General features: G+C 46.6%; 12 protein-coding genes. 4 read left to right on the forward strand and 8 right to left on the reverse strand.

Annotation, left to right across the window (positions count from 1 at the left end; genetic code table 11):
- Positions 1–2: 2 nt before the first annotated feature.
- Entirely contained in the window at positions 3–743 is a 741-nt protein-coding gene (locus Q0339_RS04485; RefSeq protein WP_298077616.1) for a metallophosphoesterase, read from the reverse strand.
- A gap of 263 nt (positions 744–1,006) precedes the next feature.
- On the opposite strand from Q0339_RS04485, the gene Q0339_RS04490 reads away from it, so the two are divergent.
- Entirely contained in the window at positions 1,007–2,464 is a 1,458-nt protein-coding gene (locus tag Q0339_RS04490; protein WP_298077617.1) for an NCS2 family permease, read from the forward strand.
- Between the two features lie 85 nt (positions 2,465–2,549).
- On the opposite strand, the gene Q0339_RS04495 is transcribed toward Q0339_RS04490, so the two are convergent.
- The 5 genes from Q0339_RS04495 to Q0339_RS04515 all read right to left on the reverse strand — a co-directional run bounded on the left by Q0339_RS04495 (position 2,550) and on the right by Q0339_RS04515 (position 8,779).
- On the reverse strand, positions 2,550–4,103 hold the full coding sequence (locus Q0339_RS04495; RefSeq protein ID WP_298077618.1) for a bifunctional UDP-sugar hydrolase/5'-nucleotidase: 1,554 nt from the start codon (positions 4,101–4,103) through the stop codon (positions 2,550–2,552).
- A 341-nt stretch (positions 4,104–4,444) separates the two neighbouring features.
- The gene (pepF, locus tag Q0339_RS04500; protein ID WP_298077620.1) at positions 4,445–6,238 is read right to left on the reverse strand and encodes an oligoendopeptidase F; all 1,794 of its coding nucleotides are present in this window, start codon (positions 6,236–6,238) and stop codon (positions 4,445–4,447) included.
- 1 nt (position 6,239) lies between these two features.
- Positions 6,240–7,424 (reverse strand): aminotransferase class I/II-fold pyridoxal phosphate-dependent enzyme, encoded by a 1,185-nt coding sequence (locus tag Q0339_RS04505; protein WP_298077622.1) that lies wholly within the window; start codon positions 7,422–7,424, stop codon positions 6,240–6,242.
- Positions 7,421–7,909, reverse strand: a complete 489-nt coding sequence (locus tag Q0339_RS04510; protein WP_023392238.1) for an Lrp/AsnC family transcriptional regulator — start codon at positions 7,907–7,909, stop codon at positions 7,421–7,423. The genes Q0339_RS04505 and Q0339_RS04510 overlap by 4 nt, the downstream gene beginning before the upstream one ends.
- A 180-nt stretch (positions 7,910–8,089) precedes the next feature.
- Complete coding sequence (locus Q0339_RS04515; RefSeq protein ID WP_298077653.1) at positions 8,090–8,779, reverse strand: YdcF family protein; 690 nt, start codon at positions 8,777–8,779, stop codon at positions 8,090–8,092.
- 214 nt (positions 8,780–8,993) lie between these two features.
- On the opposite strand from Q0339_RS04515, the gene Q0339_RS04520 reads away from it, so the two are divergent.
- The gene (locus Q0339_RS04520) at positions 8,994–9,671 is read left to right on the forward strand and encodes a hypothetical protein (RefSeq protein ID WP_298077623.1); all 678 of its coding nucleotides are present in this window, start codon (positions 8,994–8,996) and stop codon (positions 9,669–9,671) included.
- A gap of 58 nt (positions 9,672–9,729) precedes the next feature.
- Here the strand turns inward: Q0339_RS04520 and Q0339_RS04525 are convergent, their stop codons facing one another.
- Positions 9,730–10,218 carry an LURP-one-related family protein gene (locus Q0339_RS04525; RefSeq protein WP_298077624.1) on the reverse strand — a complete coding sequence of 163 codons (489 nt, stop codon included), beginning with the start codon at positions 10,216–10,218 and terminating at the stop codon, positions 9,730–9,732.
- A gap of 10 nt (positions 10,219–10,228) precedes the next feature.
- Entirely contained in the window at positions 10,229–10,708 is a 480-nt protein-coding gene (rlmH, locus tag Q0339_RS04530) for a 23S rRNA (pseudouridine(1915)-N(3))-methyltransferase RlmH (RefSeq protein WP_298077626.1), read from the reverse strand.
- An 86-nt stretch (positions 10,709–10,794) separates the two neighbouring features.
- On the opposite strand from rlmH, the gene Q0339_RS04535 reads away from it, so the two are divergent.
- Together Q0339_RS04535 and Q0339_RS04540 are read left to right on the forward strand one after the other, a co-directional pair.
- Positions 10,795–12,171 carry a potassium transporter TrkG gene (locus tag Q0339_RS04535; protein ID WP_298077628.1) on the forward strand — a complete coding sequence of 459 codons (1,377 nt, stop codon included), beginning with the start codon at positions 10,795–10,797 and terminating at the stop codon, positions 12,169–12,171.
- A 21-nt stretch (positions 12,172–12,192) separates the two neighbouring features.
- Positions 12,193–12,879, forward strand: a complete 687-nt coding sequence (locus Q0339_RS04540; RefSeq protein WP_023392244.1) for a TrkA family potassium uptake protein — start codon at positions 12,193–12,195, stop codon at positions 12,877–12,879.
- The last annotated feature ends 12 nt before the right edge of the window (positions 12,880–12,891 follow it).

Consider the following 12,891-nt stretch of genomic DNA (forward strand, 5'->3'; position numbering starts at 1 on the left):
ATTTAATCGTCCACCTTTGGTGCGTCCGAAGGAACGCAGAATGTTTCGAGAAGGGTCTCGTGATTGATTCGGACAGCCAATAGATGGCCACCGTATACTGCACCGCCATCAATGCCAATCAAATCACCCTCACGATGCCAAACATGATGAGTCTGTCCATCGTCATTGAGCCGGCCAATTGGGGTGTGGCCGAAGATAATTGGCCGCCCAGTCTTATTAGGCAGCGTATGGAAGGGTTCGCGAATCCAGACAAAATCGCGACGCGAAGAATCTTTCCACTGGTCGACTTCCGGATTAACCCCAGCATGTGCAATGATGAAGTTGCCAAATTCTGTATAGAGGGGCAGGCTCTCCAACCAGGCTTGTAGCCACGGCTGAGTCTCCTTCAAGCAGTCAGACAGCAGCTGGCCCGATTGGTCTTCTAGCCTACTAGGCGTCGTCTCTAAAAATTCTGAGATGGTGGTCAAACCACCGTTACGTTTATAGCGGCCAAAGTATTTTTCTGGGTCCGTCAAGATCTCCAATAACATATCCTCATGGTTACCACAGAGACAGATAGCGCCATGACTGGCTTGAAGCTCCCTTACTTTTTCGACTGTAGCCTTAGACTTAGGTCCCCGGTCAATTAAGTCTCCCACAAAGATTAATTGTTGATCTTCTGGGCGCCAATGGATCAATAGTTCTTCCAAAAGATGGTACATACCATGGATATCCCCGATAACAAATGCTTCCTGCTTAGTCAAGGTCGTCGCCTCCTTCTCATTCAATCTTATATATTATAGCATAAAAGCCTTTAAAACACGATATCTAGCCCTGAAGCTCCTCGTTTATCAGACATTTTGTTACGAATTCTGCACATTTTCATTCTGCCTATTCTTGCAGTGTTCAAAAACACGAACATTTAATTTTTTTTGAAGACAAATCCTCTTAGAACTAGTTCTATCTGCCACTGTCTATGCTATACTCAATTCTGTTCTATTAATCCAAACACTAGGAGGCTATTATTTTGGAACGTTTGTTCAAATTACGTGACCATGGAACGACCGTGGTAACTGAATTTATTGCAGGGATTACCACCTTCCTTGCCATGGCATATATTGTCTTTGTCAACCCGTCTATTCTGTCTCAAACCGGCATGCCTAGCCAAGCTGTCTTCCTAGCTACCCTCTTTGCGGCAGCTACCTCTACACTGGTCATGGGCCTTTTCGCTAATGTCCCTTATGCCTTGGCTCCAGGTATGGGCCTCAATGCCTTTTTCACCTTCACCGTCTGCTTCGGTCTAGGTTTCACCTGGCAAGAAGCCTTAGCCATGGTTTTCCTGTGCGGTGTTTTCAACATCCTGATTACCGTCACTAAAATCCGCAAGCTCTTGATCGTTTCCATCCCAGAATCCCTACAACATGCTATTTCTGCTGGGATTGGGGTCTTCATCGCCTATATCGGGGTCAAGAATGCAGGCTTCTTAAACTTTACAGCCTCCGGTTCTAGCATCCTTTCTGTTAATGGCGGCCCAGCTAGTGCTACTCAATATACTGGCGGGGTTACCAATATCGTAGCTGATTCCGGTATCGTCCCATCCTTGGTCAACTTCACTCAGCCATCTGCAATTCTCGCTTTGATTGGCTTAGCTATCACCATTATCCTCATGGTCCGTCAAGTCAAAGGCGCCCTTCTCTTAGGGATTGTAATCACTACCGCCTTAGCCTTTCCAATGGGCCTAATTGACCTATCAAGTGCCAACCTAGCACAAAATTCTCTTGGTAATGCTTTTGGGGAACTAGGTCAAACCTTCTTAGTTATCTTCCGTCCAGAAGGTCTTCCAGCCCTCTTTTCAGACTGGAGCCGCCTTCCATTAGTGTTAATGACCATCTTCGCCTTCAGTCTTTCTGATGTCTTCGATACCATCGGGACCTTCGTAGGAACTGGTCGTCGGACTGGCATCTTCTCCGCTGAAGACGAATTAGCCCTACAAAACAGCTCAGGATTCAGCTCAAAAATGGATAAAGCTCTCTTCGGAGATTCAATCGGGACTTTGATTGGTGCCCTCTTCGGGACATCTAACACGACCACCTATGTGGAATCTGCCGCTGGGATTGGAGTTGGTGGCCGAACAGGTCTTACTTCTGTCGTCACCGCCTTACTATTCCTAGCGACCATGTTTATTGCACCTTTTGTTAGCCTAGTACCGACTGTTGCCACTGCGCCTGCCCTTATCATTGTCGGGGTCCTCATGATGGCTTCCTTCAGCGATCTCAACTGGACTGATTTCGCCGAGGCAGTGCCAGCTTTCTTCTCTTCCATTTTTATGGGCTTCTCCTACTCTATCTCTTACGGTATTGCAGCAGGCTTTATCACCTACGCTATCGTGAAAGTAACGCAAGGCAAGGCCAAGGAAATCCACGCTCTCTTGTGGGTCTCCATCGCCCTCTTTGTCCTTAACTTCATTATTTTAGCCCTTATTTAAGGGCATCTCATCACTAGCAGAGACTCTGTCTCTGCTTTTTTCTTGCCATAAAAAAACTGAGGCCCTAGGCCTCAGTTGCTTATGCTTATTGTAACCAAGTAAAGTGCTGGTAATGGCTGTTGATTTGCTCCCAATCTTCAGGACCAAAATGAGCCAGGGCCTCTTTCATCAAAGTGGCTAAATCAGTCGTCGACAAGGTCTTCATTTGATCGCTTGAGAACATATGATAGTCGCCCCCGCCACAGGCCCGATATTGGGTTAGAGCTAGGGTATAAGTGGCATCCAAATCCAGTTCTTGACCCTTACGCTCATCCACGATACTTACCACACGTTGACCAACTGGTTGAGTCAAATCTACTGTAGTCATCAAGCCACTGAATACATCAAAGTTATAGTGCTTAGGTTTAGGCGCAATGTAACTTGGATTAATGGCCTTACGCCCACTCTGATCTAGCACCAGATAGTTGAGATCAAACTCTAAGGCATCCTTGATGGTCTGACCACTTACCTCAACAGTCGCAATCAGATTATAGTAAGGATAACTAGCTAGCAGAATTTCATTGGTGATAGGGCCACGAAAATCTTTAAAGGCCTCATTAACTAAAGCGATGGCGCTAAAATCGGCCCCTGTTTCCCGCAATTGCAATTGATTAAGGAACTCAATATAAGGATGTCCATAGACGCGCGCTTCAAAAACATCATTTGTGACAGGTAAAAGAGGTGCCTCTCCTAGGACTTGATTCAACCAAGCCGCCCCTTGGCTAAGCTCTGGTTCCATGACCTCTTGCACCGCCTGGCTGGGACTAGTTTGACTGGTTTCGTGCAAGCTAGCTTGCCCAGAAATAACCCGATGGTCTTGATCCAAGTCTAAAGTAACTTCCGCTACATACTGGCCAGCAAAGCCTGGTTGCACTACCCAGGTCTGTCCAACTTGTTGGCAAATCACACGGTGTTGGTGCCCTGTTAAGAGCACATCTAGGCCTGGAATTCCTTGCAGCATCTCAGCCCCACGGTTTTCGCCTGTTAAAGCTTCAAGGGGTTCAAAGCTATCCAAATCCCGTTCAAAACCACCATGATAAGCTAAGATAAGAACGTCCACCTGAGGTCTGATAAGCTCAGCGTATTCCTTGGCAACCTCATAGGCATTGAGGAAGGCTAGTCCTTCATAGTGCGCCGGCAATTCCCAGTGGGGAATGTATTCTGTTGTCACCCCAATAATCCCAATCCGGATGCCGTCACGTTCAGTAATGACGTAAGGTTGGCCGAGTGCTGGTTGGCCCGTTTCCCGCCAGACAATGTTGGCACATAAAATCGGTGCCTCTAGCTGATTCAAAATATTATCACGATAGTCTTGGCCAAAGTTGAATTCGTGATTACCAATTAATTGATAATCGTAGCCAATTTTATTCATAGCCCGAGCAAAGACGCTACCGTCGCCCGCTTCCTGCTTGCAGTAAGTGGCGAAGGAAGAACCCTGTATAAAGTCTCCTAAATCAATCGTTAGAACAGGATGATTAGCTTTTTCTTTCAATTTTTCAATAGTTGCTGCTGTGTTGAGCAATGAGCGCTCAGCATTTTCTGGAGCTTTGAGCCAGAAACCATGTGTGTCGCTGGTCATCAAGATGGATAATTGCCGCATAGTACGCCTCCTTAGTCTTAGCCTTCCTATTATACAGCATCCCGCCAAGCCTCTCAAGTAGCCTAATAAAGTCAAAATAAAAAAGGAAAAGACCAAGAGGTCTCCAGCCCCTCAAGGTCTTTTCCCAAGTCAGTCAAGAAAACGAGCGATGCCTTACCCCCACGTAAGGTCGCACCATTTTCCGGCAGTGCACTCCTTGCATTGCCTAAGTCTATCATACAGCACTTGATTGGCAATGAAAAGGCTTATAGGTGGTCTGTAGATGAAGCTTAACACTTCTGACATCTGGCCTTTATTTGATTGCAAATATTACACTCTTGTAACATTTGCCTAGACCAATCCTAGGCAAGAGCCTCAATTTGATCTAATAAATGATCTACGTAGCCGATTGCTGAACGCAAGGCACCAGCATCCGCCATAGATACGCCGGCATGTTCGGCCAAGGCCAAAGGCCCCATGGTACCACCAGCTTTAAGAACTTCTAGCCATTTGTTGATTGTAGTTTGATCACCAGCAGCAATCTTCTGCCCTACAGCCGTCCCAATGGTCAAACCAGCTGAGTAGGTGTAAGGATAGAGGGCCATGAAGTAGTGCGGCTGACGCATCCAAGTCAACTCTGCGCCTGGATTAATTTCCAGGGCATCACCCCAGAATTCTTTAAGGGTCTCTAAGAAGAATTGGTTGAGACTGTCGGTATTGAGGAATTCATCACGGTCTACCGCTTCTAGCACCTTGCGTTGGAAGTGTGCTTCCAAGAGGTGGGTGACCATGTTGTGGAAGTAGGTCCGAGCAATAAACTCAGCAATCAAGGTCCGTTTTTGCGCGGCTTCTAAAGGTTGGCTGAGCAAATATTGACACATAATCACTTCATTAGCCGTTGAAGGCGCCTCGATAAAGTAAAGGCTGGCTTCTGGTGTAATAGGCGATACATGCTGGTTGGTTAACTGGAAGTGCCCCGCATGACCCAATTCATGAGCCAAAACAAGAACTTCGCTGAGTAAGCCTGTCCAGTTAAGCAGAATATAGGATGGGCCATCGGCTACCGTCGCACAGAATCCTCCGGTTGATTTGGTCTGGTTCATTGGATAGTCAATCCAACGCTCATCGAAAGCGCGCCGCACAACTTCTTGATAGTCAGGGCCAAGGACCTTGAAGGTATCTTCTACCATGGCACGGGATGCCTCTATACTGATGGTTTCAGCAGGTTCTTTAGAGAATGGCATCTTAATATCTGCCAAAGAGACTTTATCCAAGCCCTGCTCAGCTGCCAACAAGCGCGCGTAGCGTCGCATCACTGGCGCAAACTCTGACATGATAACATCAATTTGGCGGTTATAGGCTTCGCGGCTCACGTCTTGCTTAAAGAGTTCGTAATCAATGATTGAGTCAAAACCGCGCAACTTAGCTTCCTTCTTGCTCGTTTGCACATAGTTGAGGTAGTTAGCTGCTGCCGTGTGTTGATAGCGCGCCAAGCCATCATGGAAAGACTTCCATGAAGCATGACGTAATTCATAGTCGCTAGCCCCCTCGTAGTCCCCCTCAAATTTGACGAAACTATTTGGATAGGTCTTACCCGACACTTGGAAATCGTCGAAGGTCAAGTCCTGGAACTTGAGGGTTCCATAGAGAGAATATTGGTTGTAGAGCGAGCTCTGGAAACTAGATAAGAGCTCTTCAACCTCCTTAGAAAGGACGCTAGGTTTTAAACGCAAGACTTCATTGAGGTAGCCCGCATAGCGCTTGCCCTTGTCAGATTGACTAAACTCTCTCAGGTAGGCTTCATCCAAGGCTGATAACTCTGGTGCTAGAAAGGCAAGCTTAGCCCCTACTAATTCGAAGAGTTGATCTAAGCCCACCGCATTGGCTTCATTCTGAGCATCTAGTTTATCGGTCTCATAGGCTAGTGAACCATAATGAGAGACCCAGGAAATGGCCACTTGAATAGCCTCATAGTCGGCTAAGGCCTTTTCTAATTGTTGCGCTTGACCCAGAGTGCCCGCATAGTTAGCTTCAAATTCCGTCACCTGTTTCTTCAAGCCCTCTACGGCCACTTCATAGGCCGCCTGGTCTTGATACAAGAGACTTAAATCCCAGGTCTCTGCCAGAGGCAGTTCCTGTCTTAAAGGTAATGACATCTTACTTTCCTCCTTGTTCTGCACGTAATTCAGTGATAAAGTGTTCAATGCGCTCAAAGGCTTGTTTGAGTTCATCGATTGAGTAGGCATAAGATACCCGTACGAAGCCTTCGCCCGACTGGCCAAAAGCTGAGCCCGGCACAACCGCCACCTTGTGCTCTCGAATCAGACGGGTGGCAAACTCTTCTGAACTTAAGCCAAATTGACTAATATTCGGGAAGATGTAGAAGGCGCCAAAAGGCTCAAAGCATGGAATGCCTAAGCGTTTGAGCTCCGCCATCAAATAGCGTCGACGTTGATTATAGCTGTCACGCATCATTTCCACATCACTAGCCCCATTCTTAAGAGCCATGGTGCCCGCATACTGGCTCATAGTTGGCGCAGCCATAATAGCAAACTGGTGAATTTTCACCATCTGAGCCAGAATTTCTTCAGGGCCACAACAATAGCCCAAGCGCCAGCCGGTCATGGCATAGGCCTTAGAAAAGCCATTGATATAAATAGTCCGTTCAACCATACCCGGCAAATCAATGAGGGAATAGTGCTTCTTGCCGGTATAAGAAAGCTCGCTATAGATTTCATCTGTAATAACCAAAAGATCGTGGCGTACAATCACTTCAGCGATTGCTTCCAAATCTTCCTTGGACATCACTGCCCCGGTCGGGTTATTGGGGAAGGATAAAATTAAGGCCTTAGACTTAGGTGTAATCGCAGCCTCTAACTCCTCCGCCGTCAATCGAAAATCATTAGCTTCCTTAAGCGGAATAGGTACTGGCACGCCATCCGCTAGGGTAATACATGGTAAGTAGGAGACATAGCAAGGTTCATGATAAATCACTTCGTCCCCAGGTTCTAAACAAGCCCGCAAGGCCAAGTCAATGGCCTCAGATCCCCCGATTGTGACTAAGACCTGAGTGGCCGGATTGTATTGGACCGCGTGATTGCGCGCGATGTAATTAGAAATCTCAGTTCGTAATTCCATCAGCCCACGGTTAGCTGTATAGAAAGTCCGGCCTTTCTGAAGGGTGTAAATCCCCTCTTCGCGCACATGCCAAGGAGTATCAAAATCGGGTTCTCCCACCCCTAGCGAAATGACATCTTCAATCTCATTGGCAATATCGAAGAATTTGCGAATCCCAGAGGGTTGAATGGCTTGAACTTTCTGGTTGATAAAACGATGACTCATGGAGTGACCACCATCCGTTTGTGTTTGTCATCCTTGACGAACATGGTGCCGTGGTCTTTGTATTTCGTTAAGATAATATGAGTCGCTGTTGACTGAACTTCTTCAATCACAGACAAACGGCTAGAAACAAAGAGGGCAATTTCCTTCATCGGCGCCTTCTTAAGTTCAACCAAGAAGTCAAAGCCCCCAGACATAAGGTAGAGGGAGTCTACCTCTGGGAAAAGATAGATTTTCTCTGCAATTCGGTCAAAACCTTGGCCACGCTGTGGGTTAACCTTCAATTCGATAATGGCAGACACACTTTGATCGTCGGTCTTGTCCCAGTTAATTAGGGTATGATAACCGACAATAATACGGTCGGCTTCAAGTTCTGCAATGGTTTTGATGACTTCTTCTTCGCTATAACCTAGACGAACAGCCAATTCAGCTGGTGAAATTCTACTGTTACTTTCTAATACTTTTAAAATCGCTTGGCGTTGATTCATGGTGAAACCTCCTACTAGACTTGTGGCCAGTCTCTGCTGACGCACCTTATTCCTATTATAGCACAAAGCAAGGCCAAGACGAAAGGCCGGAGGTCAGTGCCAAGCAAGTCAAATCTGCGCTAGAATAAAGAAAAAGCCGAGCGACCTCTTAAGGCTACTCAGCAAGTCATATTTAGAGAATTAATCCCCAACTTTGATTCGGTCGGTAAGATCTCCTGATTGACTAAAATCAATCGGATAATCTAGGCTAGGTTGCGGCATCTGGTAGCCCAGATAGGTCACAGCAAAGTCCTTGAGCCGGGCGCCAATTTCACGAAATTCACGTTTGAATCGGGTTGAAGCTGCCTCTTCAGCCGCCAGCCCTACCGCCTGTAGGCCTAAGCCACGTGCCAACATAAGCGCACGAGAGAGATGATAGCCCTGGGTGACGATAATAACTCGTTCCTGTCCCAAAACGTGTTTGAGTCGATAGAGGCTATCATAAGTCGAGTAGCCCGCATGGTCTAAATAAATCCGTTGACTGGCAACCCCATGCTGAACCAGATAGTCCTTCATGACTGCCACTTCATTATAATATTGATTGGTGTGGTCGCCACTCATGATGAGGGCCTTATTTGGAAAGGTCTCAGCTAGCGTAAGAGCCGAATTTAACCGTCCTGCCAAGACCTTACTTGGTTCCTTATTGTCGATAATTCCAGCCCCCAGCACCAGAATAGGCACCTGGTCGTCGGCCCAATCGGAGGCTTGGATCTCTTGAGGAGTCTTAGTTTGGAATTGGGCGCTCGCAATTACCCAAAGGTTAAGAACTAGAACTAATAAGAGTCCTAAGCTTGCTAGGCCAAGAATTGCTTTAAAAATTGATAGAATCATTTTCACGCGCCTCCCTCCTTCTCAAATATCTCAGCTTTTATAGTATAACAGTATCCTGAAGAGAAGTCTAAAATTGTCAGTCCTGTTGCGAAATTTAACCCAGCTGTTATCCATTTGTCACGGACTCTGCCGATTAACTATGGTAGACTATAGAAGATTACCCCGAGGGCTCCAGCCCCAAACTATCAAATATCCCATAGAAAGAGGAAACCCCATGAAATTACGCCATATCTTTTTATTTTTGCTGGCCATTGTCTTAGGTGCCGGCGCCACGATTCTCTATCTCAAACTCCAAGAACCTGTACGCAAGAACAATCAGACTCAAGAATCGAGTTCTAGCCAGTTAATCAGCCAATCTTCTTCTAGTAAGCCTGAATCTAGCAGTAGCGTCTCTTCCTCTTCAGAGCCACCCCAGTCTTTCCTGAATGAGAGTATTCCAGAAGACGCTAGCTACAAGAAAACGGTCTTACCTGCCGAAATGGACGGTAACGAACTCAACAAGAAAATCAACGAATTCTACCAAGCCAACTACTCAGCAGAAGAGAAGGCTGCTAGCCAACAAGCACTTAGCCAACAAGAATTAGCAGATTTGCAAAACTACTTGGATCAAGCTGGCAATGTCAGTGGTTTGGAAACTAAGGTCGATCAAATCGCGGTTAAGTTAGGCAACCAAACCAGTTACGTCGTTCGTTTAGTTGTGCCAATGACTCGCCAAGAAGCCAACAGTCGCGTCAAGGATAGCGATATCGAACTCATGAACCAAGCCTTATCCTATGTCGGCAATCGCCTAGTCTTGGTAGCCTACTATGATCAAGCTAAGCAAGCGGTGGTGCCTGTCAGCCTATCTAACAGCTCCCGTCCCGCTCTCTTCTACTACAACGTCCAACCTTAAAGTAAATCGAAGGCCATCTATCACTTGGGATAGGTGGCCTTTATTTGCTTGGAAAAGGCTAATTTTCAGCTGAGTCTCGAACCGTGTCAATGCCTAAAACTACTGCCAGAACTAATACCGGATGAATCGTCTCATCATAGATTTCAATCTCGAAGGTATCGGACCAGGTCATAATCTTGCTCCGAATGGTCGCGATAATTTCTCCATCTGCATCATAAAGACTACAGCCCTTAAGCCAAGAAATACCATCCACTGTCCAACCTAGACCTTGAATCGATAAACGGGTACTTAAGATACTGAAGCGCTCTTGAATGGTCGCCACTGCTTGGCCGCCAATACTAATCGTTAGGCGTTGGAAGAAGAGACGCCACATAGCCTGAGTCACCGTCGCTAAGGCTGTTCCTGTCTTGGCATCTAGAATGGTCATCTGGCGACGAAGCCAGGGCATACGACCTCGAACTTGATAGACTACATTCCCTGCTTCATCATAAATCTCAAAGTTTTGGCGAATAGACATAAAATGTTGTTCCATATAGAATTTCATCATATTCTCTCCCTTACTTGTGATAGGCGTGCCCCTTCATAATCCGAAAAGCCCGGTAAATCTGCTCGACTAGGACCAAGCGCATGAGTTGATGAGGTAAAGTAATCCGTCCAAAGCTGACCCGCCATTGGGCTTTTTGTTTGAGTCGCTCCGCTAGGCCTAGGGAACCACCGATAATAAAGCTTACCCTACTTTGACCATGTAGGGCCATGCGGTCCAAACGCTGGGCTAAATCTTCAGAAGAGATTAGATCTCCTTCAATGGCGAGGACAATGACCTGACGGCCAGCATCTAATCGAGCCTCTATGCGCTCTGCTTCCTTATCTAAAACTTGTTCGATTTCGAGGGGGGACATTTTCTCTGCGGTCGCTTCATCGGCCACTTCAACGATAGAAAGGTTGGCATAGGCGCCAAGTCGCTTGGTATATTCAGCAATCCCTTGTTTGAGATATTTCTCCTTGAGTTTGCCGACACAGATAATTTCAATTTGCATCCTAATTCCTCCTACCATTATCATAGCATTTTTTGATGATTTTTTGTATGATAATAAGGAATTGAATTAGAATCGAGGTTCTCGCTATGCAAGATCTATTCTCCCCGAGCAAATGGACCGCAACCCAGAAGCTAACCGTTAGCTTTCTGGTGGTTATTTTGACCGGGAGCTTTCTCCTCTGGTTGCCTATTTCCAACCAGCCAGGAACACATCAATCTTATTTAGACCATCTTTTTACTGCCGTCTCTATGGTTTGTGTGACGGGTTTGACCGTCCTATCCATTAAGGACACCTATACGGTCTTTGGCCAAATTGTCGGTATTGTCCTTATGCAGATTGGGGGCTTAGGGCTCATCACCCTGATTTCTGTCAGTCTCTTCTACCTGAAGCGACGCATTTCGCTCAAGGACCAAACCACCTTGCAGATGGCCCTTAACCGTAATACCAACGACAATTACAAGGACTTTCTCTTTAATGCCTATCGCTTCACCTTCGCAGTAGAAGCCATTGGCGCCCTAGTTCTGATGACGGACTTCATCCCACGCTATGGTTGGGCAAAAGGCGCCTTCAATGCAGTCTTTGTCGCTGTTTCTGCTTTCTGTAATGCTGGTTTTGACAACTTAGGTAGCAACAGTCTCCAAGACTTCGTCCTCAATCCGACAGTTAACTTTACGGTTGCCCTACTCATTATTGCGGGAGGGATTGGTTTCACCGTCTGGGCCGAGCTGAGGGAAAGGCTGAGTCACTACTTCCATTCTCGTCCGCGACTTTTGCGTTTGAGTTTCCGCCGCTTGAGTTCCCACTCCCGCCTGGCACTTATTGCGACTGCTTCCTTGCTTTTAGGTGGGGCCTTTATTACCTGGTTATCAGAACTCAGACATAGCTCAACTATCGGTAACTATAATATCTTCCAACAGTGGATGATTTCTTTCTTCCAGTCTGCTGCCTTCCGTACGGCCGGCTTCTCGACATTGAACTATGAAGCGACCCATCCCTTCACTAACCTAGTTTATATGATTCTCATGCTGATTGGGGGAGCACCTGGCGGTACAGCCGGTGGGATTAAGGTCACCACGGCAGCCATCATGTTCTTACTCTTCCGTTCTGAGCTAAAGGGCCACACTGAAGTGACCTTCCATAAACGAGTTATTCCAGCCAGCTCCGTTAAGCAGGCAATGACCATCATCCTCTTTTTCTTCACGGTCTTAATGATTGGCTACTCACTCTTACTCTTGGAGCATCCAGATTTGAATCCTTACCATCTCCTCTTCGAGGCCATTTCTGCTATGGCCACTGTGGGTTCTTCAGCAGGGATTACCTCACAGCTTACGACTTGGGGACGTATCATTATTATGGGGATGATGTTCTTGGGCCGGGTAGGTCCCTTTACCGTCTTCCTCAGCTTGCTCCAACGTGACCGCAAAGAAATTCACTATGCCGATACTGACATATTAATCGGCTAATCAGAAAGGATCTGTTCACTTATGAAACCAAAACTCAATACCCGGATTATTGGCGTCTTAGGCCTGGGGGTCTTTGGCCGAACCGTTGCAAAAGAACTTAGCAAATATGATGTTGACGTCATCGCCATCGACAATCGACAAGCCAATGTCCAAGACGTAGCGGACTATGTTACTAAAGCAGCCGTAGGCGACATTACCGATTATGACTTCTTGAAAAACATCGGTGTTAAGGAATGCGACATTGTCATTATCGCGACCGGTACTAACCTGGAAAGCTCTGTACTCGCGGCTATGCACTGTAAAAAATTAGGCGTCCCTCGAATCGTGGGTAAGGCACGTAGCTTAACCTTTGAAGAGGTCCTCTATGAAGTAGGCGTCCATGTAGTGGTCTCTCCTGAACGTGACTCCGGTGTACGTTTAGCCTCTAAGATTCTCCGTAATAAGATTGACGAAGTACTACGATTAGACGATGATACCTCGATTGTCGAATTTACGGCGCCTGACGCATGGGTAGGCAAAACCGTCTTAGAATTAGACTTGCGTCGCAAGTACGAACTTAACCTGATTGGTATGCGGGAAGAAAAAGGTGAGAAGTTAAATTCTTCTATTGCCATCAACCACCCAATTGAAGCCAACACTATTTTAGTCGCGATGGCTAATTCTCATGTTTTCGAGAAATATGACTACTTAGGCTACTTTAACGACTAAACCTACTATCAT

Source organism: uncultured Abiotrophia sp. (assembly GCF_938010525.1).
In the GTDB taxonomy this organism is placed as follows: domain Bacteria; phylum Bacillota; class Bacilli; order Lactobacillales; family Aerococcaceae; genus Abiotrophia.

What these genes read in the sequence shown, in the direction of transcription:
- pepF (WP_298077620.1), bottom strand. Translation starts at nt 6,238, where the DNA reads ATGTCATTACCTTTAAGACAGGAACTGCCTCTGGCAGAGACCTGGGAT.
- Q0339_RS04495 (WP_298077618.1), bottom strand. Translation starts at nt 4,103, where the DNA reads ATGCGGCAATTATCCATCTTGATGACCAGCGACACACATGGTTTCTGG.
- Q0339_RS04540 (WP_023392244.1), top strand. Translation starts at nt 12,193, where the DNA reads ATGAAACCAAAACTCAATACCCGGATTATTGGCGTCTTAGGCCTGGGG.
- Q0339_RS04505 (WP_298077622.1), bottom strand. Translation starts at nt 7,424, where the DNA reads ATGAGTCATCGTTTTATCAACCAGAAAGTTCAAGCCATTCAACCCTCT.
- Q0339_RS04525 (WP_298077624.1), bottom strand. Translation starts at nt 10,218, where the DNA reads ATGATGAAATTCTATATGGAACAACATTTTATGTCTATTCGCCAAAAC.
- Q0339_RS04510 (WP_023392238.1), bottom strand. Translation starts at nt 7,909, where the DNA reads ATGAATCAACGCCAAGCGATTTTAAAAGTATTAGAAAGTAACAGTAGA.
- Q0339_RS04535 (WP_298077628.1), top strand. Translation starts at nt 10,795, where the DNA reads ATGCAAGATCTATTCTCCCCGAGCAAATGGACCGCAACCCAGAAGCTA.
- Q0339_RS04515 (WP_298077653.1), bottom strand. Translation starts at nt 8,779, where the DNA reads ATGATTCTATCAATTTTTAAAGCAATTCTTGGCCTAGCAAGCTTAGGA.
- Q0339_RS04520 (WP_298077623.1), top strand. Translation starts at nt 8,994, where the DNA reads ATGAAATTACGCCATATCTTTTTATTTTTGCTGGCCATTGTCTTAGGT.
- rlmH (WP_298077626.1), bottom strand. Translation starts at nt 10,708, where the DNA reads ATGCAAATTGAAATTATCTGTGTCGGCAAACTCAAGGAGAAATATCTC.